The 26,413-nt window shown below is 69.6% G+C and carries 33 protein-coding genes and 1 pseudogene; 19 read left to right on the forward strand and 15 right to left on the reverse strand.

All coding sequences use genetic code 11. The features are described 5' to 3' along the window. Positions 1-40 precede the first annotated feature (40 nt). The gene (gene mptB / locus ABZX12_RS18330; protein WP_355694484.1) at positions 41-1,444 is read left to right on the forward strand and encodes a polyprenol phosphomannose-dependent alpha 1,6 mannosyltransferase MptB; all 1,404 of its coding nucleotides are present in this window, start codon (positions 41-43) and stop codon (positions 1,442-1,444) included. Here mptB and menD read toward each other — a convergent pair. From menD to menE, 3 genes are read right to left on the reverse strand one after another with little or no spacing between them, the layout of a single operon-like run. Continuing rightward, a complete protein-coding gene (gene menD / locus ABZX12_RS18335; RefSeq protein ID WP_355694486.1) occupies positions 1,431-3,071 on the reverse strand; it encodes a 2-succinyl-5-enolpyruvyl-6-hydroxy-3-cyclohexene-1-carboxylic-acid synthase in 1,641 nt (546 codons plus the stop codon). The two genes, mptB and menD, sit on opposite strands and share 14 nt — an antisense overlap. Beyond that, positions 3,068-3,994 carry an o-succinylbenzoate synthase gene (locus ABZX12_RS18340; RefSeq protein WP_355694488.1) on the reverse strand — a complete coding sequence of 309 codons (927 nt, stop codon included), beginning with the start codon at positions 3,992-3,994 and terminating at the stop codon, positions 3,068-3,070. The genes menD and ABZX12_RS18340 overlap by 4 nt, the downstream gene beginning before the upstream one ends. Continuing rightward, entirely contained in the window at positions 3,991-5,085 is a 1,095-nt protein-coding gene (gene menE, locus ABZX12_RS18345) for an o-succinylbenzoate--CoA ligase (RefSeq protein ID WP_355694489.1), read from the reverse strand. Before menE ends, ABZX12_RS18340 begins: the two co-directional genes overlap by 4 nt. A gap of 126 nt (positions 5,086-5,211) precedes the next feature. Between menE and ABZX12_RS18350 the strand changes: the two genes are divergently transcribed. Then, positions 5,212-6,084 carry a 1,4-dihydroxy-2-naphthoate polyprenyltransferase gene (locus ABZX12_RS18350; RefSeq protein ID WP_355694491.1) on the forward strand — a complete coding sequence of 291 codons (873 nt, stop codon included), beginning with the start codon at positions 5,212-5,214 and terminating at the stop codon, positions 6,082-6,084. Between the two features lie 137 nt (positions 6,085-6,221). On the opposite strand, the gene ABZX12_RS18355 is transcribed toward ABZX12_RS18350, so the two are convergent. After that, positions 6,222-6,824, reverse strand: coding sequence for a TetR/AcrR family transcriptional regulator (locus tag ABZX12_RS18355; protein WP_355694493.1), 603 nt, complete (start codon positions 6,822-6,824; stop codon positions 6,222-6,224). A gap of 122 nt (positions 6,825-6,946) precedes the next feature. Here ABZX12_RS18355 and ABZX12_RS18360 point away from each other — a divergent pair. After that, positions 6,947-7,747, forward strand: a pseudogene (locus ABZX12_RS18360) (zinc-binding dehydrogenase); the annotation flags it as partial. Between the two features lie 171 nt (positions 7,748-7,918). On the opposite strand, the gene ABZX12_RS18365 reads toward ABZX12_RS18360, so the two are convergent. Further along, on the reverse strand, positions 7,919-9,037 hold the full coding sequence (locus ABZX12_RS18365) for a PLP-dependent cysteine synthase family protein (protein WP_355694495.1): 1,119 nt from the start codon (positions 9,035-9,037) through the stop codon (positions 7,919-7,921). An 82-nt stretch (positions 9,038-9,119) separates the two neighbouring features. On the opposite strand from ABZX12_RS18365, the gene ABZX12_RS18370 reads away from it, so the two are divergent. Genes ABZX12_RS18370 through ABZX12_RS18385 form a run of 4 tightly spaced genes read left to right on the forward strand, consistent with a single transcriptional unit; the run spans position 9,120 to position 11,403 of the window. Further along, positions 9,120-9,521 (forward strand): hypothetical protein, encoded by a 402-nt coding sequence (locus tag ABZX12_RS18370; RefSeq protein ID WP_355694497.1) that lies wholly within the window; start codon positions 9,120-9,122, stop codon positions 9,519-9,521. Then, complete coding sequence (locus ABZX12_RS18375) at positions 9,518-9,829, forward strand: hypothetical protein (protein WP_355694499.1); 312 nt, start codon at positions 9,518-9,520, stop codon at positions 9,827-9,829. The genes ABZX12_RS18370 and ABZX12_RS18375 overlap by 4 nt, the downstream gene beginning before the upstream one ends. Positions 9,830-9,866: 37 nt before the next feature. Continuing rightward, positions 9,867-10,886: a M48 family metallopeptidase gene (locus tag ABZX12_RS18380; RefSeq protein ID WP_355694501.1), complete on the forward strand. Its 1,020-nt coding sequence runs from the start codon at positions 9,867-9,869 to the stop codon at positions 10,884-10,886. 37 nt (positions 10,887-10,923) lie between these two features. Next, positions 10,924-11,403, forward strand: a complete 480-nt coding sequence (locus ABZX12_RS18385; protein ID WP_355694503.1) for a GNAT family N-acetyltransferase — start codon at positions 10,924-10,926, stop codon at positions 11,401-11,403. 107 nt (positions 11,404-11,510) lie between these two features. Here ABZX12_RS18385 and ABZX12_RS18390 read toward each other — a convergent pair whose 3' ends face one another. Together ABZX12_RS18390 and ABZX12_RS18395 are read right to left on the reverse strand one after the other, a co-directional pair. Further along, on the reverse strand, positions 11,511-13,079 hold the full coding sequence (locus ABZX12_RS18390) for an MFS transporter (protein WP_355694504.1): 1,569 nt from the start codon (positions 13,077-13,079) through the stop codon (positions 11,511-11,513). Between the two features lie 59 nt (positions 13,080-13,138). Beyond that, on the reverse strand, positions 13,139-13,735 hold the full coding sequence (locus ABZX12_RS18395) for a TetR-like C-terminal domain-containing protein (protein ID WP_355482157.1): 597 nt from the start codon (positions 13,733-13,735) through the stop codon (positions 13,139-13,141). A 233-nt stretch (positions 13,736-13,968) separates the two neighbouring features. Here ABZX12_RS18395 and ABZX12_RS18400 point away from each other — a divergent pair, with 233 nt between their 5' ends. After that, entirely contained in the window at positions 13,969-14,391 is a 423-nt protein-coding gene (locus ABZX12_RS18400; protein ID WP_355694505.1) for a hypothetical protein, read from the forward strand. Between the two features lie 61 nt (positions 14,392-14,452). On the opposite strand, the gene ABZX12_RS18405 is transcribed toward ABZX12_RS18400, so the two are convergent. Further along, on the reverse strand, positions 14,453-14,704 hold the full coding sequence (locus tag ABZX12_RS18405) for a DUF4229 domain-containing protein (RefSeq protein WP_355694506.1): 252 nt from the start codon (positions 14,702-14,704) through the stop codon (positions 14,453-14,455). A gap of 114 nt (positions 14,705-14,818) precedes the next feature. Between ABZX12_RS18405 and ABZX12_RS18410 the strand changes: the two genes are divergently transcribed. Together ABZX12_RS18410 and ABZX12_RS18415 are read left to right on the forward strand one after the other, a co-directional pair. Next, complete coding sequence (locus ABZX12_RS18410) at positions 14,819-15,559, forward strand: hypothetical protein (RefSeq protein WP_355694508.1); 741 nt, start codon at positions 14,819-14,821, stop codon at positions 15,557-15,559. After that, positions 15,559-16,014 (forward strand): hypothetical protein, encoded by a 456-nt coding sequence (locus ABZX12_RS18415; RefSeq protein WP_355694510.1) that lies wholly within the window; start codon positions 15,559-15,561, stop codon positions 16,012-16,014. Before ABZX12_RS18410 ends, ABZX12_RS18415 begins: the two co-directional genes overlap by 1 nt. A 7-nt stretch (positions 16,015-16,021) precedes the next feature. Here ABZX12_RS18415 and ccsB read toward each other — a convergent pair whose 3' ends face one another. The 7 genes from ccsB to ABZX12_RS18450 form a co-directional block, all read right to left on the reverse strand. Further along, the gene (gene ccsB / locus ABZX12_RS18420) at positions 16,022-17,008 is read right to left on the reverse strand and encodes a c-type cytochrome biogenesis protein CcsB (protein WP_355694512.1); all 987 of its coding nucleotides are present in this window, start codon (positions 17,006-17,008) and stop codon (positions 16,022-16,024) included. Beyond that, the gene (locus ABZX12_RS18425) at positions 17,005-18,576 is read right to left on the reverse strand and encodes a cytochrome c biogenesis protein ResB (protein WP_355694514.1); all 1,572 of its coding nucleotides are present in this window, start codon (positions 18,574-18,576) and stop codon (positions 17,005-17,007) included. The genes ccsB and ABZX12_RS18425 overlap by 4 nt, the downstream gene beginning before the upstream one ends. A gap of 1 nt (position 18,577) precedes the next feature. Beyond that, complete coding sequence (locus ABZX12_RS18430) at positions 18,578-19,321, reverse strand: cytochrome c biogenesis protein CcdA (RefSeq protein WP_355694516.1); 744 nt, start codon at positions 19,319-19,321, stop codon at positions 18,578-18,580. A 16-nt stretch (positions 19,322-19,337) separates the two neighbouring features. Continuing rightward, positions 19,338-19,904, reverse strand: a complete 567-nt coding sequence (locus tag ABZX12_RS18435) for a TlpA disulfide reductase family protein (protein ID WP_355694518.1) — start codon at positions 19,902-19,904, stop codon at positions 19,338-19,340. Further along, positions 19,904-20,527: a histidine phosphatase family protein gene (locus ABZX12_RS18440; protein ID WP_355695440.1), complete on the reverse strand. Its 624-nt coding sequence runs from the start codon at positions 20,525-20,527 to the stop codon at positions 19,904-19,906. The genes ABZX12_RS18435 and ABZX12_RS18440 overlap by 1 nt, the downstream gene beginning before the upstream one ends. Positions 20,528-20,564: 37 nt before the next feature. Next, the gene (gene hemL, locus ABZX12_RS18445) at positions 20,565-21,890 is read right to left on the reverse strand and encodes a glutamate-1-semialdehyde 2,1-aminomutase (protein ID WP_355694520.1); all 1,326 of its coding nucleotides are present in this window, start codon (positions 21,888-21,890) and stop codon (positions 20,565-20,567) included. Between the two features lie 94 nt (positions 21,891-21,984). Beyond that, complete coding sequence (locus ABZX12_RS18450) at positions 21,985-22,266, reverse strand: helix-turn-helix transcriptional regulator (RefSeq protein ID WP_355694521.1); 282 nt, start codon at positions 22,264-22,266, stop codon at positions 21,985-21,987. Positions 22,267-22,383: 117 nt separating this feature from the next. On the opposite strand from ABZX12_RS18450, the gene ABZX12_RS18455 reads away from it, so the two are divergent. From ABZX12_RS18455 to ABZX12_RS18495, 9 genes are all read left to right on the forward strand, one after another. Continuing rightward, positions 22,384-22,596, forward strand: a complete 213-nt coding sequence (locus ABZX12_RS18455; RefSeq protein ID WP_355694523.1) for a helix-turn-helix transcriptional regulator — start codon at positions 22,384-22,386, stop codon at positions 22,594-22,596. Between the two features lie 117 nt (positions 22,597-22,713). Further along, complete coding sequence (locus tag ABZX12_RS18460) at positions 22,714-23,226, forward strand: hypothetical protein (RefSeq protein WP_355694525.1); 513 nt, start codon at positions 22,714-22,716, stop codon at positions 23,224-23,226. Beyond that, the gene (locus tag ABZX12_RS18465; protein ID WP_355694527.1) at positions 23,223-23,483 is read left to right on the forward strand and encodes a hypothetical protein; all 261 of its coding nucleotides are present in this window, start codon (positions 23,223-23,225) and stop codon (positions 23,481-23,483) included. Before ABZX12_RS18460 ends, ABZX12_RS18465 begins: the two co-directional genes overlap by 4 nt. Further along, positions 23,480-23,791 carry a hypothetical protein gene (locus ABZX12_RS18470; RefSeq protein WP_355694529.1) on the forward strand — a complete coding sequence of 104 codons (312 nt, stop codon included), beginning with the start codon at positions 23,480-23,482 and terminating at the stop codon, positions 23,789-23,791. The genes ABZX12_RS18465 and ABZX12_RS18470 overlap by 4 nt, the downstream gene beginning before the upstream one ends. After that, a complete protein-coding gene (locus ABZX12_RS18475) occupies positions 23,788-24,129 on the forward strand; it encodes a hypothetical protein (RefSeq protein WP_355694531.1) in 342 nt (113 codons plus the stop codon). Before ABZX12_RS18470 ends, ABZX12_RS18475 begins: the two co-directional genes overlap by 4 nt. Further along, complete coding sequence (locus ABZX12_RS18480) at positions 24,122-24,298, forward strand: hypothetical protein (protein WP_355694533.1); 177 nt, start codon at positions 24,122-24,124, stop codon at positions 24,296-24,298. The genes ABZX12_RS18475 and ABZX12_RS18480 overlap by 8 nt, the downstream gene beginning before the upstream one ends. Then, positions 24,291-24,422 (forward strand): hypothetical protein, encoded by a 132-nt coding sequence (locus ABZX12_RS18485; RefSeq protein WP_355694535.1) that lies wholly within the window; start codon positions 24,291-24,293, stop codon positions 24,420-24,422. The genes ABZX12_RS18480 and ABZX12_RS18485 overlap by 8 nt, the downstream gene beginning before the upstream one ends. Continuing rightward, positions 24,419-25,186, forward strand: a complete 768-nt coding sequence (locus ABZX12_RS18490) for a hypothetical protein (protein ID WP_355694537.1) — start codon at positions 24,419-24,421, stop codon at positions 25,184-25,186. The genes ABZX12_RS18485 and ABZX12_RS18490 overlap by 4 nt, the downstream gene beginning before the upstream one ends. Beyond that, positions 25,183-26,367 (forward strand): hypothetical protein, encoded by a 1,185-nt coding sequence (locus ABZX12_RS18495; RefSeq protein WP_355694539.1) that lies wholly within the window; start codon positions 25,183-25,185, stop codon positions 26,365-26,367. The genes ABZX12_RS18490 and ABZX12_RS18495 overlap by 4 nt, the downstream gene beginning before the upstream one ends. Positions 26,368-26,413 lie beyond the last annotated feature (46 nt).

Raw genomic sequence — 26,413 nt, forward strand, 5'->3', positions numbered from 1 at the left:
TGTTCATCGGTGTGTCGTATGGGCGGGCTACGGTCCGCTCATGCGCTCGCCGGTGGTCCGTGGGGTCGTCGGCTCTGTCGTAGTCGCGGTGGCGAGCCTGGTGACGTCGGTGGTGCCGGCGTCGTCGTGGGTCGCCGCGGTTCCGCTTCGCCACTCGTTACCCGGTCGGATGGTCGGCTTGACGTTCATGGTCGCCGGGCTCGGGCTGATGGCCTGGGCCTGGTTGACCGTGGGCAGGCAGGTAATAGCCGGCGTACGTACCCCCCTGCTCCGTATGACGGCGTGCTGGAGCGCACCGCTCCTCCTGACCCCGCCGCTGTTCAGCCGGGACGCCTGGAGCTACGCCGCCCAGGGCGCCCTGGTCGCCGAGGGCTACAACCCGTACGACGTAGGCCCCGGCGTGCTGTCCGGCCACATCATCGAGGCCGTCGACCCGATCTGGATGCAGACACCCGCGCCGTACGGTCCCCTGCCGCTCGCGTACGGCGGTCTGCTCGCCCACCTCACCATGGACCCGTACGCGCTGATGCTGGCGCACCGCCTCCTCGCCGTACTGGGCATAGCCCTCATCGCCTGGGCCGTGCCGCGGCTGGCAATCGCATGCCGCGTCGACCCAGCCGTCGCCACCTGGCTGGTCGTTCTGAACCCGATGCTGATCACCCACGGCATCGGCGCGGCGCACAACGACGTACTGATGCTCGGGCTGGCCTGCAGCGCCTTCGCGCTCGCACTGACCGGCCGCTGGGGTACGGCGGCTGTCATTGCCGGCGCAGCGGCCGCAGTGAAGCTTCCCGGTGGCCTGGTGGCGATCGCGATTGCCGCAGTGATGAGCCCGCTCGCCGGACGGCTGCACCGGTTCGCCAGCCTGGTCGTTGCCGGTGCGGTGTCTGTACTCACGCTCGTCACCATCGGCGCGCTGACCGGAGTGGGCTCCGGCTGGCTCGGGGCGCTCGACGTCCCTGGACTGGTCCGTTCACCGTTCTCCATCGCCAACCTGATCGGCATGGCCGCGTCCGGCGTCCTCGGCTGGCTCGGTGCGGACACTGCGGCCGAACAGGCTCTCCAGATCGTCCGCCTGGTCGGTATGGTCGCAGCGCTCGGCCTGATCGCGTGGCTGAGTCTCCGGTCGTCCATCCACTACGCGGCGAGGGCTGTGGGCGTCGCACTGCTCGCGGTCGTCGTCCTCGGGCCGAGCGCGCACGACTGGTACTTCCTGTGGTGTCTGCCGTTCCTGGCCGTCGCCCGGCCCGGTCGCCGGCTGACCACGGTCATCACCGCGGTCAGCCTGATCTTCACCATCGCCGCCCCGCTCAACTCGTCACTGCGCGGCGCGACGATCCCGATCCTCACCACCACCGCACTGGTGATCGCGATGGCCGTACCGCTGCTCAGCCACCTCAGGACCTTGCAGCCCGCGCGAAAGGTGCCGGTTACAGCTGCCTGAGCGCCGCGACCAGCGCCGCGCCGATCGGGCGGTGACCGTCCCGGGAGATCCGCACCTCGACGACGTCCAGGCCGGCGACCGTGGGCGCCAGCGCGGCCTGCAACTCGTCGACGGTCTCCACGAGCGTGTACGGCGTACCGCTGGCCGCGCACAGCGCGCCGAGGTCGACGTTGTGCGGTGTGCCGAAGACCCGCTCGAAGTGCGTCGCGTGGTCCGGGTCGCCTTGTTCCAGTGTGGAGAAGATCCCGCCGCCGTTGTCGTTCACGACCACGATCCGCAGGTCTGGCCGGGCCTCGTCCGGCCCGATGACGAGCCCGGTGCTGTCGTGCAGGAAGGCCAGATCGCCGATCAGCGCGTACGTCGGGCCCGCGTTCGCGAGCGCGGCGCCGACCGCGGTCGAGACGGTGCCGTCGATCCCGGCCAGGCCGCGGTTCGCGATCGTGCGGATCGGGACGACCGGTGCGAGGTCGAGGTCGCGGACCGGGTTCGAGGAGGCGACCACGAGCATCCCGTCGGCGCCGACCGCCGCACCGACGAGCGCCGCGACGCGCGGTCCGCTGAGGCCGTCCGCGAGCACCTTGTCGATCTCCGGACGGGCCGCCTGGTCGGCGTCCTGCCACCTCTGCAGCCAGTCGGTGGTGTCGGGTCCGGTGACGGTCAGCCCGGCGACCACGGAGGCCGCGCGGCGGGCCGGGTCCGGCCACAGGCCGGTCGGCGCGACCACGATCAGCTCGACATCGGCCCGCGCCAGCAGTTTCGCGATCGGTCGCGACAGGGTCGGGTGCCCGAAGACCAGCACCCGCTCGATCTCACCGGCGAGGGGGCTTGCCTGCAGCAACAGCCGGTACGCACTGACCACCGCCGGGCCCGTCCGCGCCCGGCTGGACGGCTCCGCGAACAACGGCCACCGCCCCGCCTCAGCAGCCAGCCGCGCCGCTTGCGAGGCCCCGTCACCAGCAACAACCACGGTCCTCGGCCCTGGAGACACGGCCGCGGGTTGAGCACTCGCAGCGTGCACAGCAGTCCACGGTCCCGTGCTGCGTCCGTGCAACGGCTCCGGCCACTCAGGTCCGTCAGTAGGCACCAGCGGCTCACTGAGCGGGCAGTTGAGCTGTACCGGCCCAGGGTCTGCAGAACGCGCACCTGTCGCGTTGGCCACGGCACGCGCGACCTGCGACCGCCAGTACGCCACCTGACCGGCCTCACGCACCGGCGTACCCATCTCGTGGAACAGGCGGACCGCAGAGCCGAACACCTTGATCTGATCGGTGGTCTGGTTCGCGCCGCTGCCTCTCAGCGCGGGAGGCCGGTCCGCGCTCAGCACGATCAGCGGGAGACCGCTGTGCGACGCTTCGAGTACGGCGGGGTGCAGGTTCGCCACCGCAGTGCCCGAGGTCGTGACGACCGGCACCGGCAGACCGCTGCCGCGCATCAGGCCGATCGCCAGGAAGCCCGCCGTACGCTCGTCGATCCGCACGTGCAGCCTGAGCCGGCCGTCCCGGTCGGCGGCCGCGAACGCCAGCGCCAGCGGGGCGCTGCGCGAGCCGGGGCACACCACTGCCTCGCGTACGCCGCAGCGGATCAGCTCGTCGACCACGACTGTCGCAAACGCCGTGGAGGGGTTCATCCGACACTCCTTACTCGGGACAGGCGTTCTTCCCACACCTTGGTCCGGTCCGCGTCGGCCCGCGCTTGCTGGAACAGCTCGGGATCCGGTGCGACGCGTCTGACCGGCAGGTAACCGTCCTTGGCCAATAACGGCTCAGTGGTGACCTCCCGGGTGAACATCGACACCGTGGCCAGGCCGCAGGCGTAGGGCAGCTCCGGCAGCGCGGCGGCGAGCGCGACGCCGGCTGCGATGCCCACCGAGGTTTCCAGTGCTGACGAGACCACGACGGGCAGTCCGATCTGCTCCGCGATGTCCAGGCACGCACGGACGCCACCGATCGGCTGCACCTTCAGTACGGCGATGTCCGCCGCGTCGAGCTTCTTGACCCGCAGCGGATCCTCGGCGCGCCGGATCGACTCGTCAGCCGCGACCGGTACGTCCGTCCGGCGCCGGACCTCGGCCAGCTCTTCCACGGTTGCGGTCGGCTGCTCGACGTACTCCAGGTCGAATCGCTGCAGCTGCTTGAGGTTCTGGACGGCCTGGTCCACCGACCACAGCCCGTTGGCGTCGATGCGTACCTGTCCGCTGCCGATGGCGTCCCGTACTGCTTCCACGCGCTCCAAGTCGTCAGCGAGCGTCTGACCCGGCTCAGCCACCTTCACCTTCGCCGTACTACAGCCAGATGCTCTGACGATCTCGGCTGCCTTCTCAGGGCCAACCGCGGGCACAGTGCAGTTGACGGGCACACGGTCGCGTACTGGTGCCGGCCAGCCGACCTCGGCCGCCTCGCGAGCGGCCCGCAGCCAAGACACGCAGGTGGCATCGTCGTAGTCCAAGAACGGGCTCCACTCCGCCCAGCCCGCAGGGCCTTCGTACAGCATCCCTTCGCGCACTGTGATGCCACGGAACTTGTTCTTGAGGCCGAGCGAGTACGTGATCACCGCACGCCCTCCCGGAGCCGTTGCCGATCCACCTTGCCCGAAGCAAGCATCGGCAACGCCTGGAGCTGTACGACGTCCTGCGGAGCCCAGGTTCGCGGCAGGGTCTGGCTGACCCAGTCCCGAGCCTCGTCGCGCGTCGGCTCGCCGACGACGAACGCCACGACGCGCGTCCCCCACTCAGCATCCGGAACGCCCAGTACTACGGCGTCGTTCACCCGCGGGTGCTCGAGCAGGCGGGCCTGCACCGTCGTCAGCGTGACGTTCACGCCACCGGAAATGACCACGTCGTCGACGCGGCCGATCACCCGCAGCCGACCGTCCACCAGCTCACCGCGATCCTGGGTCCGGAACCACCCGTCGCGCAGCACCTCCGCGGTCAGCTCCGGCCGCAACCGGTAGCCGGAGAACAGCGTGCTGCCCTTGATGAGGATGCGTTGATCGGCGCCGAGGTCGATCGCGGTGCCGTCCAGCGGCACACCGGCGTACACGCAGCCGCTGCCGGTCTCGGTCATCCCGTACGCCGGGATCGCCGTCACGCCGGCCTCCGCGGTGCGTTGTTTGAGCGGCTCCGGCGTCGACGCCCCGCCGATGACGATCGCGTCGAACGAGCGCAGCGCCTGGAGGTCGGTCTCGAGGTACCGGGCCAGCTGCGTCGGCACCATCGCCGTGTAGCGCCGTACGCCGGTCAGCTGCCGGGCGGCTTCGGTGAAGCTGTCGCCGAGCAGCACCGGCGTCGTACCGGCGACCAGCGAGCGCGTGAGGATCTGCAGCCCGCCCACGAAGTACGGCTTCATCGGCAGCAACCACTGCCCCGGGCCGCCGAGCCGCTCGTGCGTCGCCGTGGCCGAGGCGACCAGAGCGTCCCGCGACAGCAGCACACCCTTGGGCTCCCCCGAGGACCCAGATGTGGTCAGCACCACTGCGGTCCCGTCCTCGACCGGCTCGTCCGGCCTGGCCGCCTGCTGCACCCGCGCGGCCCCGACCGCGTCCTCCGGCACCGGCGCGAACGCCGTACCACTGCCGTCGAGCACACCGGCGAGCGCCGCCAACACCCCGTCCGGCGTCCCCGGAACCAGCCGCAACCTAGACATGTCCTTCCGAGCGTACGGCCCACCCGCCCAGCCGGTCGCATCGGACCGGCCTACCGGCGGCCGCCCGCCGGGGCGGCGGGAGGGCGCTTCGGGCGGTCGGCCGTGCGGCTGACAGAATCGACGGTCATGGCTACCCCTGCCCAGTGGATCGAAGGCGCCCGCCCCCGCACCTTGCCCGCCGCGATCTCCCCCGTGCTCGTCGGCACCGGCGCCGCCGCGTACCTCGACGGCTTCGTCTGGTGGAAGGCGCTGCTGGCCCTCGGCGTCGCGCTGGCGCTGCAGATCGGCGTCAACTACGCCAACGACTACAGCGACGGCATCCGCGGCACCGACGAGAACCGCGTCGGCCCGCTCCGCCTGGTCGGCTCCAAGGTCGCCACGCCACGGGCAGTCAAGACCGCGGCCTTCACCTGCTTCGGTATCGGCGCCGCCCTCGGCATCGTCCTCTGCGCAACGTCGAGCTGGTGGCTCCTGGTCGCCGGCGCCGCGTCCCTGCTCGGCGCCTGGTTCTACACCGGCGGCAAGCGTCCGTACGGCTACCGCGCCCTCGGCGAGGTGAGCGTGTTCCTGTTCTTCGGCCTGGTCGCCGTCCTCGGTACGACGTACGTCCAGGCGGAGGCCCTGAGCTGGACCGCGGCGGCCGGCGCCGTCTCGATCGGCGCCATCGCCTGTGCTCTCCTGGTCGCGAACAACCTCCGCGACATCCCGACCGACTCGGTCACCGGCAAACGCACGCTGGCCGTGGTCCTCGGCGCCGCACTCTCCCGCCGCTTCTACGCCGCTTTGATCGCCCTGGCGTTCGTCCTGGCCGCCGTCTCCGTCATCGCGACGCCCTGGACCCTGCTGGCGTTCATCGCGCTCCCCCTGGCCGTGAAGTCCACCCGCATCATCCTGAGCGATGCGGTAGGCCCCGCCCTGATCCCGGTGCTGAAGTTCACCGGCCTGACGGAACTCCTCTACGCCATCGGCCTCGGCGTGGGCCTCGCCCTGGGCAGCTGACGGATACTCGGGCAGGTCCAGCGCGGTGTCCGCTTGCCTTCGTCGAGCAGCCCTTCCACGGTGTCGGCAAGGTCAGCGACCGACCGCCGCCCGTCGAGCTCAAGCGCCGCGCCGCATACCGGTGATCAGGATGCGGGTCATGCGGCGAGGGTGTCCCAGGCAGCCATCGCGCAGGTGATGACGGTTTCCAGTTCGGCGCGGGTGGCGCCGTCGCGGGCCTGGATCGAAAGGCCTTGTACGACGGTGGCGTAGTACCTGGCCATCGCCTCCAGGCCGACAGTCGGGGCGAGGTCGCCGTCGGTCACGCCGCGGGACAGCCGGTCCTTGATCTCCACGTACTGGCCGTGGCGTCCCTCGGCCAGAAACTCGCGTACTGCGTGATTCTCGATGGCCCCGGTCGGGGCGGCGAGGACGAGCATGCAGTAGTGCGGATGTTCGGGGTGGGTGATCTGCTCCGCGGTCGCCTGCAGCATGGTGTGAATCGCTTCGCGGGCGGTCGGTCCTTCGCGGAGGGCACGGCGCGGCGGCTCGCCTGCGGTGGTCCCGTACAGGGCCATGACCTGCCGGAACAGGTCTTCCTTGCTGCCGAAGTACGCGTAGATGCTCGCGGACCGGATCCCCATCGCACCGCCGAGATCGCTGAGCGACGTGCCTTCGTACCCGCGTTCCCAGAAGACGTCCAAGGCCTGACGCAAGGCGACGTCCGGGTCGAACGTCCGCGGCCGGCCGCGGGTTGCCATCGGTCCTCCCCGACTTTGTTGGTCGATCGACCAAGTTTATCTTGACCGGCCCACACGGCGGTGTCACGATTTGTTGGTCAATCGACCAACAAAGGAGGGGCGCCATGCGGGCACTGCAGCAGATGTCGCTCAACGGACCCCAGGATCTGCAACTGAGCGACGTACCGATCCCGGAGCCCGGCCCCGGCGAGGTTCTCGTGCGAGTCACAGCCGCCGGCCTCAACTACGTCGACATCTCCCAGTCCCGCGGCACCTTCGCAGGCGGCCCGAACCCGCCATACGTCGCCGGCATCGAGGCCGCCGGTGAGGTGGTCGCCGTCGGTGACGGGGTGAAGCTCGCGGTCGGCACTCGCGTGATCGGCGTCAGCATCGGCGGCGGAGCGTTCGCCGAGTACCTGGTGCTGCCCACGGTCGCGGCCGTGCCGGTGCCTGCGGGATGGACCGACGAGCAGGCACTGGGTCTGGTCGTCAACTGGCCGACCGCCTTGGCCGCGCTCCGGCCGTTGGGCAGGCTGACCGCCGGCCAGACCGCGCTGGTCCACGCCGCGGCAGGTGGAACCGGCCAAGCCGCCGTGCGGCTGGCAAAGCACTACGGCGCAACGGTGATCGCAACTGCCTCCCCCGAGAAGCACGACGTCGTGCGCGCCCTTGGCGCCGACCACGTCCTCAACTCTCGCAGCACCGACCTGGCCGCCGAAGTGCTGCGGTTGACGCACGGCGCCGGTGTCGACCTGACCCTGGAGTCGATCGGCGGCCCCGCCCTCGAGACCAGTCTGACCGCCACCAAACGCGTCACCGGCCGGGTAGTCGTCACCGGCCTCCCCGCCGGAGAAGCCACGATCACCAACTGGGACCTGGTCTACAAACACCAACTCCACCTCATCGGCCTCAACATCGGCACCCTGATCCGGCACACACCACAGATCTTCGGCGAGGTGATGGCAGAACTGTTCCACCTCATCGCCACCGGGGTATTCCCCCCCGGCCCAGCCCACGACCTACGACCTGGCCGATGGCCCGAAAGCCCTCGCCGAACTCGATTCCCGAGCCACGGTGGGCAAAGTCGCACTCCTGCCCTGACCGAGCACGGCTGTTTACTCCGGTTCGGTCCAGTGGCCGGTGGTGGCGAAGGTTTCGAGGGTGGTGGTGTAGGGGGTGATGTCGATGCCGGCGGTGCGGAGCCAGGTGTCGTCGTAGTAGGTGTTGCCGTAGCGTTCGCCGCTGTCGCAGAGCAGAGTGACGATGCTGCCGCGGGCGCCGGTGCGGCGCATCTCGGCGGCCAGGCGGAGGGCGCCCCAGAGGTTGGTGCCGGTGGAGCCCCCGACGAGGCGGCCGGTGACGCGGGAGCAGAAGCGCATCGCGGCGATCGAGGCGGCGTCGGGGACCGAGATCATCCGGTCGACGACGCCGAGGACGAAGGACGGCTCGACGCGCGGGCGGCCGATGCCTTCGATGCGGGACGGGCGGCCGGTGGAGAAGTCGTGGTCGCCGGCCTCGAAGGCGGGGAAGAAGGCGGAGTTCTCCGGGTCCACCACGGCGACCGACGTGTCGTACCGCTGGTAGCGCACGTACCGCCCGATGGTGGCCGACGTGCCGCCGGTGCCTGCGCCGACCACGATCCAGGTCGGGATCGGGTGCGCCTCGAGCGAGAGCTGCCCGAAGATCGACTCGGCGATGTTGTTGTTGCCGCGCCAGTCGGTCGCCCGCTCGGCGTACGTGAACTGGTCCATGTAGTGCCCGCCGGTCTCCTCGGCCAGCCGCTTGGCCTCGCCGTAGATCTGGCCGGAGCGTTCGACGAAATGGCAGCGGCCGCCGTAGAACTCGATCAGCTCGACCTTTTCGCGGCTCGTGGACGCCGGCATCACCGCGATGAACGGCAGGCCGAGCAGCCGGGCGAAGTACGCCTCGCTGACGGCCGTGGAGCCGCTGGACGCCTCGATGACCGTGGTGCCCTCGTGGATCCAGCCGTTGCACAGCGCGTACAGGAACAGGGAGCGGGCGAGCCGGTGCTTGAGTGAGCCGGTCGGGTGGACGGACTCGTCCTTGAGATACAGGTCCACGCCGGAACCTTCCGGCATCGGGAACACGTGCAGATGCGTGTCGGCGCTGCGGTTCGCGTCGGCGTCGACGATCCGGATCGCCTCGGAGACCCAGGCCCGCGCCTTGTCGTCGCGCCGGTCGACCTCACGGCACACCCCGTCTACCTCACTCATGCGGGCCAGGCTAGGACGTACGGCGCGATTTGAGTATTCCTACGCTCTGCAACCACCCGCCCCGGCCGCGAGGATCGGTCCCATGATCGATTTCCCTGACTGGTTCGTCGCGCTCATGGTCGCGGCGCTGGCGCTGGGCGGCGCGCTCCCGGTGAGCGGCCCGCTCGCGGTCGTCGGGTACCTGCGCGCCGGCCGCCACCCGTACCGGAACGCCGTCTGGTACTGGGCGTGGAGCACCGTGGTCTCGGCCGCGATCATGTCCGCGTGCATCGTGCTGCGGATCTTCTTCGTCGCGGCCGTCCTGGACTGGGCGCTGCTTTGGACCGTCGCCTGGTATCTGCTTCCGGACGAGCACCGTGCCCGGCTCCTGCACCGCCGCCCACCCCACCCGCATCCCCAGAACCAGTCGTACCAACCGCGGTACCCGCCGTACCAGCCGTACCAGCCGCTGCACGCCCAGCAGTACGCCGGGCGGCCCCGGTGATCCCGCTCGGCGCGATCGAGTTCTCGCCGGCCGAGGTCGCGATGATCCTCGCGATCCTCACCGTCGGCGCGATCGCCCTGGCCCTCCCCGCGACCCTGACGCTCGCCTGGGTCGGCTACCGCCGCGGCACCCGGCGCCCCGGCTGGAACGCGCTCTGGTACTGGCTCGCCGGTACGGCGCTGTCGGTCGGGACGACTGCAGTCGCGGCCGGCCAGGGCCTCGGCTGGTGGGCGGTACCGATCGGCTGGATCCCCACCGGGCTGCTGGCCGCGGCGCTCAACCCCCGCTGGACCCCGAGGGCGAGCTAGGTTGGGAATCCACGACGACCGGGCAGCAGGGGGAACGATGAGTGAGAACAGTGATCGGCCGACGCGACAGCGGGTGACGTTGACCGACATCAGCTCGCGCGCGTGGGAGCACCCGGCGGACCGGGGTGCGCTGGTCGCGCTGCGGCAGCTGAAAGGCTTCGACTACGTCCTGCGCAAGATGTCGGGGATGATCAACGAGCGGGCGTTCCGGCTGCAGTTCCTGGGTGGCGCGATCCGGGTCGACGAGCGGCAGTTCCCGACCGTGCACCGGCTCTTCACCGAGGCGGCCTCCACGCTCGACGTCCGCCAGCTCCCCGAGCTGTACGTCACCAACAGCCCGATCTGGAACGCGGTCACGATCGGCATGGACAAGCCGTTCATCGTGGTGAACAGCGCTCTGATCAAGGGCCTGGACGAGGAGGAGCTGCGGTTCGTCCTCGGTCACGAGCTCGGCCACGCGCAGAGCGGGCACGCGCTGTACCAGTCACTGCTGCTCTGGCTGATGCGCCTGACCGGAGCTGTCGGCTGGATGCCGATCGGCGCGCTCGGCCTCCGGGCGATCATCGCCGCGCTGCACGAGTGGCACCGCAAGGCAGAGCTCTCCGGTGACCGGGCGGGTCTGCTCGCGGTCCAGGACCCGGCCGTCGCGCTGCGCGTCCAGATGAAGCTCGCCAGCGGCGGTCAGCTCCATGAACTCGACACCACCACGTTCCTCGCCCAAGGCACGGAGTACGAGAGCGCCGGCGACCTGCGTGACAGCGTGCTGAAGCTGCTGCTGCTCGAGGCGCAGTCGCACCCGATGGCCGTCATCCGGGCGCACGAGCTGCGCCGCTGGGTCGACGAGGGCGAGTACACGACGGTCGTCTCCGGCGACTACCCGAAGCGGCAGGACGACGGCGACGCGTCGATCTCGCAGGAGGCGAAGAACGCCGCCAAGTCGTACACCGAGGCGTTCAACCGCTCGCAGGACCCGCTGGCCAAGTTCCTCCGCGACCTCGGCGACGGCCTGGGCGGCGTCCGCGACTGGGTGTCGTCGAAGTTCCCGCCCCGAAACTGACTCGCCCGCGCTCCGCCCGGGCTGCGATCCTGTGCCGGTGATCGACGTACAAGCAATCGGCCCGGACGACTGGAAGGCGTGGCGTGAGCTCCGGCTCGCCGCGCTCGCGGAGGCGCCGTTCGCCTTCGGTTCGCAGTACGCGGACTGGGTGGACGCCACCGAGGACCGCTGGCGGGAGCGGCTGAGCTCGCCCGGCGGCTATCAGGTGCTCGCCTCGATCGACGGTACGCCGGCCGGTATGGCAGGCGGGTTCCCGAGCGCCGACGACACCGCCGAGCTGGTCTCGATGTGGGTCGCGCCCGCGGGCCGCGGCAAGGGTGTCGGCAACGCGCTGATGACCGCGATCGAGGACTGGGCCCGCGGGATCGGCGCCGCGACGCTGAAGCTGTCCGTTGTCCCGGGCAACGACCCGGCGCGCAACCTGTACCTGCGTCACGGCTACGTCGACACCGACGAGCCCGGCGACCTGATGGCCGACGGCGTACGCCGGGAACTGGTCATGCGCAAACCGCTGTAGACACTGTAGACACTGGCGACACTGTGGACACTGTGGACACTGTGGACACAGACGAAGGGCCTGCTTCCCCCCTCCCGGGAAGCAGGCCCTTCGAGTACTGCGGCCGATCAGCCCATGTGGACGGCGTTCTGGCCGTCGGTGGCCAGGTCCTTGTGCTTGATCGACAGGCCGACGAGCGTGATCACGGCCGCGCCCAGCGCCAGGAACGCCGACCAGATGAACGCCCGGGTGAAACCGTGCGTCGTGGCGAGCGCGGTGAACTGGCCCTGCAGCTGCTTGATCTGCTCCGGAGACTGCCCGGACTCGGCCGCCTTCTGCAGGCCGGGGGCCAGCTCGGCGAACTTGTCCTTGATCGCGCTGGTGGAGATCGTGCCCAGCAGCGCCAGACCGATCGCACCACCGATCTGCTGCACCGTGTTCAGGACGGCGGATCCGACACCGGAGTCCTCGGCCGCGACACCGCTGACCGCGGTCAGCGTGAGCGGGACGAAGATCAGGCCCATGCCGAACGACAGGACCAGGATGTACGGCAGCAGGTCGGTCAGGTACGACGAGTCGACCTGGAGCTGGCTGAACCCGAACATGCCGCCCGCGACGAACACGCCACCGGCGCCGGAGATCCAGCGCGGGTCGACCCGCGCCACCAGCGTCGACGCGACCTGGGCGGCGACCACGATGCCGAAGCTGAACGGCAGGAACGACAGACCGGTCTTGATCGCGCTGTAGCCCATGATCGACTGCACGAAGATGCCCAGGAAGTAGAACATCGAGAACATCGCCGCGCCGACGATCAGCATCACGAAGAAGCTCACGCCGCGGGTCCGGTTCGCGAGGATCCGGAACGGCATCAGCGCGTGCTTCGACCGCGCCTCGATGGTGAGGAACAGCCCGATCAGCGCCAGGCCGCCGAGGATGAAGACCAGCGTCCAGGTGTCGCCCCAGCCCTCGGTGGCGGCGTGCGTCAGACCGTAGACCAGCGAAGTCAGACCGAGGGTTCCGGTGATCGCACCCGGCAGGTCGAATTTGCCGGTCTGTCGCTCCGACTCACCGAGGAATCGGAACGCGGCGACGGCCACCAGCAGGCCGATCGGGGTGTTGATGAAGAACGTCCAGCGCCAGTCGGCCTCGGTCAGGGCGCCACCGAGGATCAGGCCGATCGCGGCGCCGGCGCCGGACATCGCGGCGTACACACCCATCGCCCGGTTGCGCTCCTTGCCGGCCGGGAAGGTGGTGGTGATCAGTGCCAGCGCGTTCGGCGAGGCGGCCGCGGCCGCGATGCCCTGCGCGATCCGGCTGGCCAGCAGGACGCCCTCGCTCTGGGCGATACCGCCGACGAACGACGCCAGACCGAACAGCACGACGCCGAACACGAACACCTTGCGGCGGCCGACGATGTCACCGATCCGGCCGCCGAGCAGCAGCAGACCGCCGAACGCCAGCGCGTAGGCGTTGACCACCCACGGCAGCGACGCGTCGCTGAAGCCCAGTTCGTTCTTGATGTGCGGCAGCGCGATGTTCACGATGGTGCCGTCCAGCACCACCATCAGCTGCGCCATGCAGATCAGCGCGAGCGCGATGCCGAGGTTGCGATGGCCGTGCGCGTTGGCTCCGGTCGCCGCCACAGCGTCGACCGGCCGGCCGTCCGGCGGATCGGCGTTGATGACTTCTTCGGACATGAGTGTTTCCCCTCTTGGGCAGACTTGCCTGGTTGAATCGCGGACCGGCCCCTCACCGGTCAGCTCACCTGCGACCCCCGCGCCGCAGGCAGGATCACGTTGTCGATCACTCGGAGGATCAGGTCGTCGGTCGGCTCGACGCCGAGGATGTAGGCGTGGTGGATGATCACCGCGGGCAGCGTCACCGACAGCAGGGCGACGTCGACGTCCGGCGCGATCTCGCCGCGCTGGACGGCACGCTCGTACACCTTGTTGGTCAGCTCGTTGCGGGGCGCCAGGAAGCGCTCCCGGAAGGCCTTCTGCAGGTCGGCGTCGCGGTGCAGCGCGGTGAGCAGGCCGGCCACCACCGACATCGGCATCTCGTCGGTGAAACCGCCGTCGCCGCACGCCATCGAGACCAGGTCGCCGCGGAGGCTGCCGGTGTCGACGTCCTCCGGCATCGGGCAGCCCTTCGCCCGGCTGATCGCGTCCACGACCAGCTCCGCCTTGGTGGACCAGCGCCGGTACAGCGTGGCCTTGCTGGCCTTCGCCGCCGTCGCCACCGCATCCATGGTCAGCCGGTCGTAGCCGAGCTCGGCCACCACCGCGACGGTCGCGTCGAGGATCTCCTCCTCCCGACCGCCTTCGACCCGCGGCCGCTGGCGCACCACATCCACAGTCATCACCCTGAGTAGCTACAAGAACACCGATAGAACGAAACGGTTTCGTTTCATCCACCACGTTACGACTCATGTGAAGGAGTGCACAAACGATTTTCCCGGAAATTCACCAGTGGCGTAAATCACTCTGCGTACCAGTGCTCGACTGGTACGCAGAGGTGCCGGGCCATGTCGGGGCCGTGTCAGGGCGCGGACAGACCGGTGTCAGCCGGGACCGCGATGGTCTTCCCATGACGAACAACAGCACTTCCTCGATCACCCTGACCGACGACGACAAGCTCACCCTCGCCACCGCCGCGCACGGCGCGATCACGCTCATCACCGCGGCCGGCGTGAAGTCGGCCGGCAAGGTCGCCGTCGCCGGCGCCCTCGCCCTGTCCGCCGCGACCGGCCCGGTCGGGCACGCGCTCACCGAGAAGCAGAAGAGCGTGAAACTCAAGGGCAAGTCCACCGCCGAACTCGCCGACACGGTGCTGCCGGCGCTGAACGCGTCCATGAGCCTGCTCCAGCAGCAGGATCAGGCCGAGGCCGCCAACTTCCGCAGCACTGTCCTCACCGCGGTCGAGGCGGGCGCCCGCGCCGAGCGCGGCGGGACCGGCCCGGCCATGACCGAGATGATCCGCAAGATCACCGAAGCCCTCGACGCGGCATGACCCACCCGCGGACGCCGGCGGCCATCCTGCCGTCGGCGCCGCCGCACAGATCAGCGGTGGGTCAGTCGTCGTCCTCGGCCGAGCGGGCCTGCTCGAGGCGGGTGGAGATCTTCGTGGCGCGGGTCTCGATCTTGCCGGCCAGGCGGTCGCGGGCGGCCCGGAGGACGAAGATCGACAGGATCGACGAGAGGATCAGGGCGATCAGCAGCAAAGGGAACACGGTCAGCCAGTTGTTCAACGCGAACCACAGCACCGCGAAGCAGATGGCGAACAGCGCGGCCCGCAGGCCGGTGTAGATGGCGAATTCCTTCACAGCGATCCCTTTCCTCGCCTCACAGCATCACACAGCCGCTGACCCCGCCTCGACGACCCCCCACCCCGACTACAATCCGAAACCGAAGGACTACACATCGTGAAAGGGGTGGGCATGATGCGTCTTGCCGTCGTCGTCGGCGCTCTCGCGCTGGCAGTGGCTCCAGTTCCGGCCGCGGCAGTCCCGGCAGGTGACCCGGTGTACGAGTACGCGGTGGCTCACCCCCTCGACCTCGCCGGTCTCGACCGCGTCTCCCGGCAACACACCGGAGCAGGTATCGAGGTACAGCTGAACGGCATCGCCAAGCCCGTGACCGGCGCAGCGGCGCAAGAGATCCTCGACCGGCGCTGGGCGGCACGGAAGGCCGGCAAGAACCCGGCGGACAACCTCAGCGTCGGTTTCGTCTGGGTCGGCACCGTCGCCCGCGGGATCTGGGACTTCCGGGACGGATTCGTCGGTGGCGTGCGGCCCGAGGACCTCTCGAGCGTGCAACTGTCGCTCGGCTGCACCCGGATCAAGCAGACGATCACCCGCACCTACGACTACACCAACGAGCAGACTCCGAATGCGGCGTACCTGTATCACGGCGGCCTGGGGACCAACGCGCCGATCAGTGCCGTGAAGGACGCGACCTCGGGCCACAAGATGGTCACCGACCACGGTGTGACCGACGTGATCCTGACCCGGCCCAGGGGCTGCTCCAAGCACGGCCACGGCGCGCAGTACACCTACGAGCACAACCAGGGCCAGTCCGGCTTCAGCGCCTCGGCCGGGTGGGGCTTCCTCAGCGTCAGCTACAGCGGCAGCGGGGTCCACTTCCAGAAGGGCACCGACCCCTCCTACAAGACCTTCTGATGCTGGGCGTCACAGCAACACTCGCCCTGGTCGGCACACTGCTGACGCCGTCGGCCTCCGACTGGATCACCGACTGCCAGTACGGCACCTATCAGAACAGGGCGAGCAACCGCCTGACCTCCGGACGGCTCGAGACCGGGCTGTGCAGTTACTCGACCACAGCTGTCTCGCAGGTGAACATCCGCTACCACAAGGAGCGCGGGAATCCTGTCACGCTGCGCTTCGCCTGGGAGTTCGTGAACAAGCAGGGCACCGTTCTGACCGGTACTCGCCACGACCTGGGGAAGTTCAGGCAGGCTGCCGGACAGACCAAGTACTACGCCTGGAAGTACCCGTTCCCCGGGACCAAGCGGCCGGCTCCTCCGCTCGTGTGCGGGCGTGGAGTGATGGTGCAGTACGACGACGCCCGCGGGAGTGTCGTCGGGCGCTATCAGACCGGGGTGATCTGCTGGTAGCCCCGGCTCAGAGACCGGAGTAGGCGTGGAAGCCGGACAGCAGCAGGTTGACGCCGACGAAGTTGAAGAGGAAGACGACCCACCCGGCGATCGCCACCCAAGCGGCGCGGCGTCCGCGCCAGCCCGCCGTCGCACGGGCATGCAGGTACGCCGCGTAGACCACCCAGGTCACCAGCGACCAGACCTCTTTCGGGTCCCAGCCCCACGCGCGGCCCCAGGCGTAGTACGCCCAGATCGGCCCGGCGACGAGGACGCCGAAGGTCCAGATCGGGAACGAGAACGCGTGCACCTTGTAAGCGACCGCGTCGATCGACTCGGCGGACGGGACCCGGCGCAGCGCGGCCGGCATCGGCTTGCCGTCGACGGCCCGGGCCTCGGCCCTGGACTTGATCAGGTAGAGCACCGAAGCCAGCCCGCCCAGCGTGAACCCGCCGCCGGCGATCGCCGCCGCGGACACGTGGATCACCAGCCAGTACGAGTGCAGCGCCGGCAGCAGGTCACCGGCCGGGACGTAGAACGCCAGGACGGCGATGCCGAGCGCGGCGGTGATGACGAAGGTGACCCCGAGACCGAGCCACTGCAGCCGCTGACGCTTGAGCAGTGCGAGGTACACGATCGCGACCGCCAGCGACGCCGTGATGGAGAACTCGTACATGTTGCCCCACGGCACCCGCCCGGCGGCCAGTCCGCGGGTCAGCACACCGCCGGCGTGCAGCGCGAAGGCCAGCACGGTCAGCAGAATGCCGATCCGGCTCGCCTGGTCGCCGCGCACCGACGATTCGTCCGCGACAGCATCGGCCGGAGCGGCATCGGCCGGGGCGTCCGGAACCTCCCCGCCGTCCGCGGCGACCAGCACCTTCGCCTCGGCGTCCTTCTTCACCACCCGCAGGCCGCTCGCCCATTCCACCGCGTGCGCGAGCATCGCGAGCCCGTAGATGATCGTCGCGGTCGGGATCAGCAGATTCGACAGCGATGCCAGGGTGGACGGGTTCATACCTGCTCCTGCTTCTTCAGGCTCTTCACGATCGCGCCGATCTCGTCACCGAGTCCACGCTCCAGTCCCCGGTCGAGACCGGCGACCTCGACAACGGTACGCCCGTCCTCGTCGCGGACCCTTACCCAGGTACGGCGCGGGTGCACGAACAGCGAGCCCATCAGGCCGAGGATCGCCAGCAGGATGCCACCCAGCGCCAGGTTCTTGCCGGGCGTGTCGCTGATCTGCAGCTTGACCCACCGGCTGTAGCCGTCGAACGTGAGCGACCCGGCCTTGTCCGGGAGCGGGACGCTCTGCCCGGGGGCGAGCTGGAACCGCCACTTGTCACCGTTCTGGGTGAACTGCGTCAGCTTCGTCTTGTCGAGCTGGTACACCGACTCCGGCTTCCCGGTCTCGGGCTGCGGGCGGCCGTAGTACCCGGTCATCACCAGCGCCGGGTTCAGGTCGTCGGGGAACATCGACACCGGCCCCTGCTGGCCGATGACGGCCGTGGGCAGGAAGAAGCCCTCGAACCCGAGGGTGGCCGGTCGCGCGTCCGGCGCCTTGATCACGCCGAACGACGAGAAGTTGGCGTCCTGGGGCAGGAACGGCGCCGGACCGGAGAACGCCACGTTGCCCTGCCCGTCGCGGACCGTCACTCGCGGCGCGTACCCGTGACCGAGCAGGAAGACATCGCTGCCGTCCACCCGGAGCGGGTGGTTGACCTCGAGGAGATACGGCTTCTCAGGCGCGTCCGGCGTCTCCTGGTACGTCAGCTGCGCCTTGAACTCGCGCGCCGCGCCCCTCTGCGGACCGTCCTGCTGGAACTTCGCCTGGAAGTCCTTGACGGTCAGCGAGAACGGCGGCAGATCGTCGTCACCGCTGAACGCGCGGCCGGGCGTGAAGTCGTCGTACTGCGCGACGGAGTTGGAGAAACCGTTGCCCACGACAACCAGAACGGTGCCGCGATAGCCGAACAGCGATCCCCAGGCGACCCCGACCAGCGCCAGGATCAGCGAGAAGTGGAAGAGCAGGTTGCCCGCCTCGCGCAGGTAGCCGCGCTCCGCACCGACCGCGCCGTCGTACGCCTGCACCCGGAAACGGCGCTTGCGCAACTCGCGGGTCGCGACCTCGAGGACGTCGCCGGCCTCGGGGATCTCGAAACGCTCGTACCCGGGCAGGCGGTTCAGGTTCCGCGGCGGCTTCGGCGGCCGCGCCCGCAGACCCTTCAGATAGACAGACAGCCGCGGGACGACGCAGCCGATCAGCGAGATGAACAGCAACAGGTAGATCGCCGAGAACCACGCCGACTTGTAGACGTCGAACAGGCCGAGCTTGTCGTACAGCGGGCCGAGCTTCGGGTGCGCGGCGAGGAAGTCCGACACCTTGATCGGGTCGATCGGCGTCTGCGGGATCAGCGATCCCGGCACCGCGCCGAGCGCCAGCAGGAACAGCAGCACCAGCGCCGTCTTCATCGACGTCAGCTGCCGCCACATCCAGCGCAGCCAGCCGATCAGGCCGAGCGCGGGCGGGGTTCCCGGCTCCTCGGGGCCGGAGGCGGCCGCGATGCGGTCCTTCACTTCCGACATGTCAGACCGCCGATCCGAAGTTGGCGACCCACTGCCGCAGGTCCGCGGTCATCGCATCCCACACTCCCGTCAGCAGCAGCAGTCCCACCGCGATCATCAGTACGCCGCCGATCCGGATCACCAGCAGCTGGTGCTTGCGGACCCACGCGACCGCGCCCAGCATCCGGCGGAAGGCCAGCGCCGCCACGATGAAGGGGATCCCCAGGCCGAGGCTGAACACCAGTGCGAGCGCCGCGCCGCGGCCGGTGCTGCCCTCGGTCGTGGCCAGCGTCATCACGGTCCCGAGCGTCGGCCCGATACACGGCGTCCACCCGAAGCCGAACAGCACGCCGAGCAGCGGCGCCGCCGCGATCCCGACCGCCGGCACCCGGTGCACCCGCAGATCCTTCTGCAGGAACCCGAACCCGCCGAGGAAGACCAGCCCCAGCACGACAGTCAGGGCGCCGAGCACCTTCGTGATCGTCGCCTGGTGGTCGATCAGCAGGTCGCCCGCGGTCCCGAAGACCACGCCGGTGAGGATGAACACCGCGGAGAAGCCGGCCACGAACAACGCCGTACCGGCGAGCATCCGGCCGCGTTTCTCGGAGCCGAGTTCGGCCGCGGACAGGCCGGTGACGTAGGAGAGGTAGCCGGGCAGCAGCGGGACGACGCACGGCGAGAAGAACGAGATCGCGCCGGCCAGCACCGCGATCGGCAGTGCGACCAGCATCGAACCCGTCATCGAGTCGGCGAACCACTGTCCCATCAGGCTGCGCCTAACCTCATTGAGCTTCAGCCACCATTCCCAGAAGCGTCTGCTTCGTGACTTCACCGACGACGCGGCCGGCGACCTTGCCGGACTTGTCGATCACCAGCGTGGTCGGGATCGCCGCCGGCGAGATCTGCCCGCGGAAGCGCAGCAGCGCCTTGCCGTTCGGGTCGTAGATGCTCGGGAACGGTACGCCGAACTCCTGGACGAACTTCTTCGCCGGGGCCTTGTCCAGGTCGCGGGTGTTCAGCCCGATGAACTGCACCGAGGGCCCCAGCTCCTTCGAGGCCGCCACCAGGTCGGGGGCCTCCTTGCGGCACGGCGGGCACCACGAACCCCACACGTTGAGGACGACCACCTTGCCGACCTGGTCCGACAGGGTCCAGGTCTTGCCGTCCAGGGTCTGACCGGTGAGCTGCGGCGCCGGCTTCCGGTCCGCCGCTGCGAACATCGACACGTTGCCGTTGCCACTGACGAATCCGGCCTGGCCCTCGCGGTTCTGCGCCGACTGCTGCCCCGACGAGCAGGCAGTCACCGCCAGCATCAGACCGGTGACCAGCACGACGACGCGACGACGCATCAGGCCCCTCCGACGAACTTCTTCGGGTTCTTCACCGGGAGCAGGTCCTTGGCCGGCTCGGAGTACCCGACCGAGACGATCTCCTCGCCGTGGAACGTGAACGAGGTCAGGCTGGCCAGGCTGCACTGCCGCTTGCGCGGGTCGTGCAGCATCCGGCGGCCCTCGATGGCGGACCGGACGATCCAGATCGGCAGCTGGTGCGACACGATCAGCGCCTCGTGACCCGCGGCCTTCTGCCGGGCGGTCTCGATCGCGTCCCGCATCCGGCGGACGAGCTGGTTGTACGGCTCGCCCCAGGACGGCTTCCACGGGTTCCGCAGCAGCCACCAGGCGCTCGGCCGGCGCAGCGCGCCGTCACCAACGCCGAACTTCCTGCCCTCGAACAGGTTCGCCGCCTCGATCACCCGCTCGTCGATGTCCGGCGTGATCCCGAACACCTCGGCGATCGGCTGCATCGTCTCCTGGGCCCGCTCCAGCGGCGAGCTGACCAGGTGCACGATGTCGCGGCCCTTGACGTGCTCGGCCACCCGGTCGGCCATCGCCCGCCCGAGCTCGGACAGGTGGAAGTCGGGGATCCGGCCGTAGAGCACACCGGTCGGGTTGTGCACCTCGCCGTGACGCATCAGGTGCACGACCGTCGTTTCGGTCACCGCTGTCCCTTCACTCTCGTACGGCGGCCGCCGCGCGGGCTGCCGGTGCCAGGGCGGACTCGAGCTCGGTGAGCGCGTCGTCGTCGATCGCCGCGCTCACGAACCAGGCCTCGAACGCGCTCGGTGGCAGGTAGACACCGGCGTCCAGCATGGCATGGAAGAACGCCGTGAACCGGGGCAGCACCTGGGCGTTGGCTCCGGCGAAGTCCCGGATCTCGGCAGGTCCCTCCGAGGACTCCACGAAGAAGACGCTGAAGAGGTTCCCCGCCGCCGAGATGACGTGCGGCACACCTTCCTTGTCCAGCGCGGTCGACACCAGCCGCTGGATGGTCAGCGAGGTCTCGTCGAGCTTGGCGTACACCTCGTCGGTGGCCAGCCGCAGCGTGGTCAGGCCGGCGGTGGTGGCGATCGGGTTCCCGGACAGCGTGCCGGCCTGGTAGACCGAGCCCTCCGGCGCCAGGTGCGCCATCACGTCGGCGCGGCCGCCGAACGCCGCGGCCGGAAAACCGCCGCCCATCACCTTTCCGAACGTCATCAGGTCCGGCTGCACGCCGTCGACGCCGTACCAGCCCGAGCGGGTGATCCGGAAGCCGGTCATGACCTCGTCGGAAATGAACAGTGCACCGTTTTCCTTGCAGATCCGGGCGAGGAACGCGTTGAAGCCGTCGCGCGGCGGAACGACGCCCATGTTGCCCGGCGACGCCTCGGTGATCACGGCCGCGATCTGCTCGCCGTACTCGGAAAACGCTGCGCTGACGGCCGCCTGGTCGTTGTACGGCAGCACGATGGTGTCGGCCGTGGTCGCCTCGGTGACGCCCGGCGTCCCGGGGATGCCCAGCGTCAGGACGCCGGAACCGGCCTGGGCCAGCAGCGCGTCCACATGGCCGTGGTAGCAGCCGGCGAACTTCACGATCTTGGCGCGCCCGGTGAACCCGCGGGCCAGCCGGAGCGCGGACATCGTCGCCTCGGTCCCGGACGACACCAGCCGGACCTTGTCGACCGGCGTCCGCGCGACGATCTCCTCGCCGAGCAGGACCTCGGTCTCGGTCGGCGTCCCGTACGAGGTGCCGCGGCCGACGGCGGCCTGGACGGCGGCGATCACCTCCGGGTGCGCGTGGCCGAGCAGCAGCGGGCCCCAGGACGAGACCAGGTCGAGGTAGCGGTTGCCGTCGACATCGGTCATGTGACATCGGTCACCGGAGGCCATGAAACGCGGCACGCCGCCGACGGCGCGGAACGCGCGGACGGGAGAGTTGACCCCGCCCGGCGTCACGGCGGAGGCCCTGTCGAAGAGCGCGGCGGACTGTTCTGTGTGGTCGGGCCCAAGGTCACTCACCGGGCCATTCTCCCCGACCGGGCGAGCGGCCCGGCGGGCAGGGCAGGGCCAATTCCTGGTACCGATCGTTCCCGAGGGGTTCACAGGCGCTTTGTTACGCGCCAGTAAACGGCCTTGTTGGTGACCCGGCGTAGTTGAGCCAGGGGTCGAGCAGTTGCCGCAGCGGTACCCCGAGGACCGCCGCGATCCGTTCCGTGTCATCCACGGTGAGGTCGGTCTCACCGGTGGAGATCCGCCGGTTGACCCACATGAACGAGACCCCCAGGGCCGCCGCCAGACGTCTGTTCGACATCTGCTGGCGGCCGAGCTCGGCGCGCACCTCCCGCGCGATAAGCGCGGACGCCCCCTCCCGAGGAGCGATTGCAGTGTTCGTCATGCGTGACACTGTAACGCCCGGTCGGGGTCTCGGCTAGATGTAAATCCGCAACGCAAGACGCGCCAGTGACTCTCTTCATGCTTGACGTGCAACGCAAAGCGTGTCAACGTACCGCTCATGATTGCTACGCCGAACGCAACCGTTGCAGCGACGGTGCGCGCCGAGATGGCCCGGCGGAACGTCACGACCCGGGATCTCGCGGCGAAGCTCGAGAAGTCCGCGGCGTGGGTGTCCCGTCGCACCACTGGTGCCGTGCCGATCACCCCCGACGACGCCCACCTCATCGCCGACGCGCTCGGCGTCGAAGCCTCGCTGCTGCTGACCACCTGATCGGTCGCCCCGGCCTGTTCGCCGTGCCGCATTCCCCCCCGTGCCGGCCGGTATCGCCTCCCCGGGCCGGGGCGACCCCCTTTCTTCATCCGTCCGCCTGACGAACCGGAGAACGTCATGCACCACACACAGGAACCGCCAATCCCCAGGCCCGAGCACTACGAGCTCAGCTACGCCGCCGCGCACCCGTCTCGGTTCCGCCGCGCGCTGCGCTGGGCCGACCGGCATCCCGGCTGGATCGTCACCGGGCTCGTCGCCGTCATCGCGGCCGTGCCGGTGTACGTCATTGCCCACGACAACCCGGCGCGCGGCGCGGCCGACCACGCCGCCGTCGTCGCCAAGCCGGCCGCCGCACCGCCGGCCCGCAACGCGCCGGAGTACTCGCCGCCGCTCCCCGACCAGCTCGCGGGCGACGGCATGTGGATCGTCGGCAAGCAGATGAAGCCGGGCGTGTACCAGTCGGACGCGGGGGTGTCGTGCTACTGGGAACGCCTGGCCGGCCTGTCCGGGACGTACGAGGACCTGCTGGACAACGGCGGGTTCAGGCGTGGCCCGAAGCTGGTCGAGGTCCGGGCCACAGACTTCGCGTTCACCTCGCAGGGCTGCGGGCTGTGGGTGATGGTCCGATGAGCGACTTCCTGACGGTCGGCTTCCTGCCCGACCCCGGCGTCGAGCCGAACACCTCCTTCGACCCGAGCAAGAACGACAACATCCCGGCGATCTATCTCACCCGGAAGTACGGCAGCGATGCCCAGCTGAAGGTGCAGTTCAACCAGTACGACCCGGTGGACACGGTGCGGTACCTGCGCAAGCTCGCCGAGGTCGCTACCGATCTGGCCGACCGAGTCGAGCAGGCGGCGCGCGCTGATCGGGGGATCGAGCCGTGAGCACGACGACTGACGCGAACGCGTCCACCAAGCCCGCCGACCGGCTAGCCCAGGCTCTCAACGACACCGGCGTACTCATCGCCAAACCCGTCGAGAACGGCCTCGCCGTCCGTGTCGAGTCCCGCATGAAGCACCGCAAAGCCACCGAGACCCCGCTCGTGACCGTGACCGTGTGGCTGCCCGACGAGGACCTGCGCACCGGCTACGTCTGGACGGCCCCGATGGATCACCAGGTGCCCCCGGAAACCGGGGTCGACATGGTGGTCGCCGCGATCATCGCGACGCTGCTGCCGAAGGCGGCGCAATGACGATCGAGATCGAAGACGCCGCCCTCGCCCGGTTCCTCGCCGGCCCCGCGCCGTACCGCACTGGTGAGCCGACACGGTTCACCACCGCGCAGGAAGAGCTCGCGGCCGCGCTCGAGGGCCAGGCCCCGCGGCTGTCGAAGCTCGTGTTCGACCGGCTCGGCCCGGCCCAGACCGCCGAGCTCGCTCAGGTGATCCGCCGGGCGGTTGCTGTGGGCATCCGTCGCCGCGCCGACGAGCGGGTGCAACAGCTGGTGTCCGGCGCCTATGACCTGCTGGTCGACGGCCTGAACCAGGTCACCGACGGGTGCACCACCGCGGAGGCCGAGACCGATGCCTAAGCGGACCCCGAAGGTCCAGGTCCGGCCCGGCATCTGGGCCGGACAGTACATCGCCTGGTGCTACGAGCCGGGCTGCACCTGGGCCATGGCGAACAGCGGCAAGACGTACGTCGAGGACCGCGCCCGCACGCACCGCGCCGAGCACAGGAAGGCGGCGACCGGTGGCTGAGAAGCCGAAGACCGAGCAGTCCAAGGCCTACGACCGGGACACCTTCAACCGGCTGCACGGCCTTGCGCGAGTCGTGAAGAAGACCGCGCCACCAACCGACCCGAAGAAGGGCAACAAGAAGTGACCAAACCACGGCTCGCCCGCCGCAACCACGGCAAGGGCCACAGCTACCGCATCGACGGCGAGAAGGCCGTCGGCGTCACCACGGCGCTCAACGCGATCTCGAAGCCGGCCCTCGTCGACTGGGCCGCGCGCGTCACCGCCGAGTACGCCGTCGACAACTGGGACGAACTGCACCCGCTCCCGGTCGCCCAGCGGCTGACGAAGCTGAAGGACGCCCGGTGGAACACCGTCAAGGAAGCCGCGGTGCGCGGCACCCGGATCCACGACCTGGGCGAGAAGGTCTCGCACGGCGTCGAGGTCGAGGTCCCTGACGAGCTCCGCGGGCCGGTCGAGGCGTACGCGCGGTTCCTGGATGAGTGGCAGATCGAGATGGTCGCCACCGAGACCCCGGTGTGTAACACCCAGTACAAGTACGCCGGTACGGCGGACGGCTGGGCGCACATCGGCCGGACCGGGCAGGACGTCCTGATGGATATCAAGACCGGCAAGGGCGTCTACAGCGAGGCCGCGTTGCAGCTCGCGGCGTACCGGTACGCCGACCTGTGGCAGCCGGACGGCCCGGACTCGGAGACCGAGCGGGGCCCGGTCGAGGCGGTGTACGTCGCGCACATCCTGCCCGACACGGTGCGGCTTCTGCCGGTGGTTGCGGGGCCGGACGAGTGGCGGACGTTCCTGTACGCGCTGGCGTTGCACCGGCACCAGGAGCTGACGAAGGAAGACCCGCTGATCGGTGAGGCCGTGTTCCCGGAGGCGTTCGCGTCATGACCGACAACCTTCCCGCCGTACGCGCGGCTTCCGCCCCAGTTGTCCGCGACACCGATTCCTGGGTCGAGGTCGTCAAGGACGTCGGTTACCTCGCTGAGTCCGTCGCCCCGACCACCTTCGTTCCGGAGGGTCTGCGCAACAACATCGCCGGCACGGCGGCCGCGATCCTCTACGGCCGCGAGATCGGCCTCCCGCCCATGACGACGCTCCAGACCACGCACGTCATCAAGGGCCGCGTGGGGATCTCGGCCGAGATGCAGCGCGCGCTGGTTCTGTCGGCCGGCCACGAGATCGAGTACCGCGAGGTGAACGCCGGGCGTTGCGTCATCGCCGGCCGCCGCTCCGGGTCGACGAACTGGACCGAGGTGGCGTACAGCATCGACGACGCCAAGACGGCCGGCCTGCTCAACAACAGCAACTACCGGAACAACCCGACCGACATGCTCATCGCGCGTGCGTCGACGCGGCTGTGCCGGATGCTGTTCCCGGACGTCATCCGCGGCATGGCGTCCGCCGAGGAGCTCGAGGAGCTCGACGACGACCCGCGCGCTGCGCCGGCGCCCGCGCAGCGCGCGAAGGTGCAGCGCAAGCGCACCACCCCACAGACCGACGACGGGGCAGTCCCCTCCCTACCTCCCTCGGGGACGGATTCGTCAGCTGCCCCGTCGTCGCCCCCACTCCCGCCCCTGCCCGGGGAGCCGGGCTACGACTCGGTGGACGGCATTGCCGAGCAGGGTTCCTCATCCGCCCGTGGAACGGCGGTTATAGCTGGCCCTGACTCGGATGGGATTCTGCCGCTCACAGAGGCCGAGGCCCCCGCAGCCCAAAGCGCTGCGGTGGACAACCGTGTGCATGCCTCGGCAGCATCCGAGGACGGCGACGAAGGCCCGGACCCTGCCTCGTCGCCGTCCGAGGTGCGGATGAACACCCGCGCCCAGCAGCGCGGCCTGTTCGCCCTGTTCAAGGGCATCGGTATCGAGGACGACGACGAGCGCATGCAGTACACGGCTCGCCTCATCGGCCGGATGCCGTACGCCGACGGGAAGCCGTCCTGGAATGGGCTCACCTGGGACGAGGCGTCCTGGATGACGACCGCCATGTCCACCGCGAAGACCCGCGAGCATGTCGAGGCCCTGATCGAGCTGGCCGAGCAGCAGCGCGCGGGAGGTGAGCAGGGATGAAGGGACTCGGCAGCTTCAAGCAGGCCAAGCAGGTCCTGAAGGACGC

Source organism: Kribbella sp. NPDC003505 (genome assembly GCF_040610875.1).
Classification (GTDB): domain Bacteria; phylum Actinomycetota; class Actinomycetes; order Propionibacteriales; family Kribbellaceae; genus Kribbella.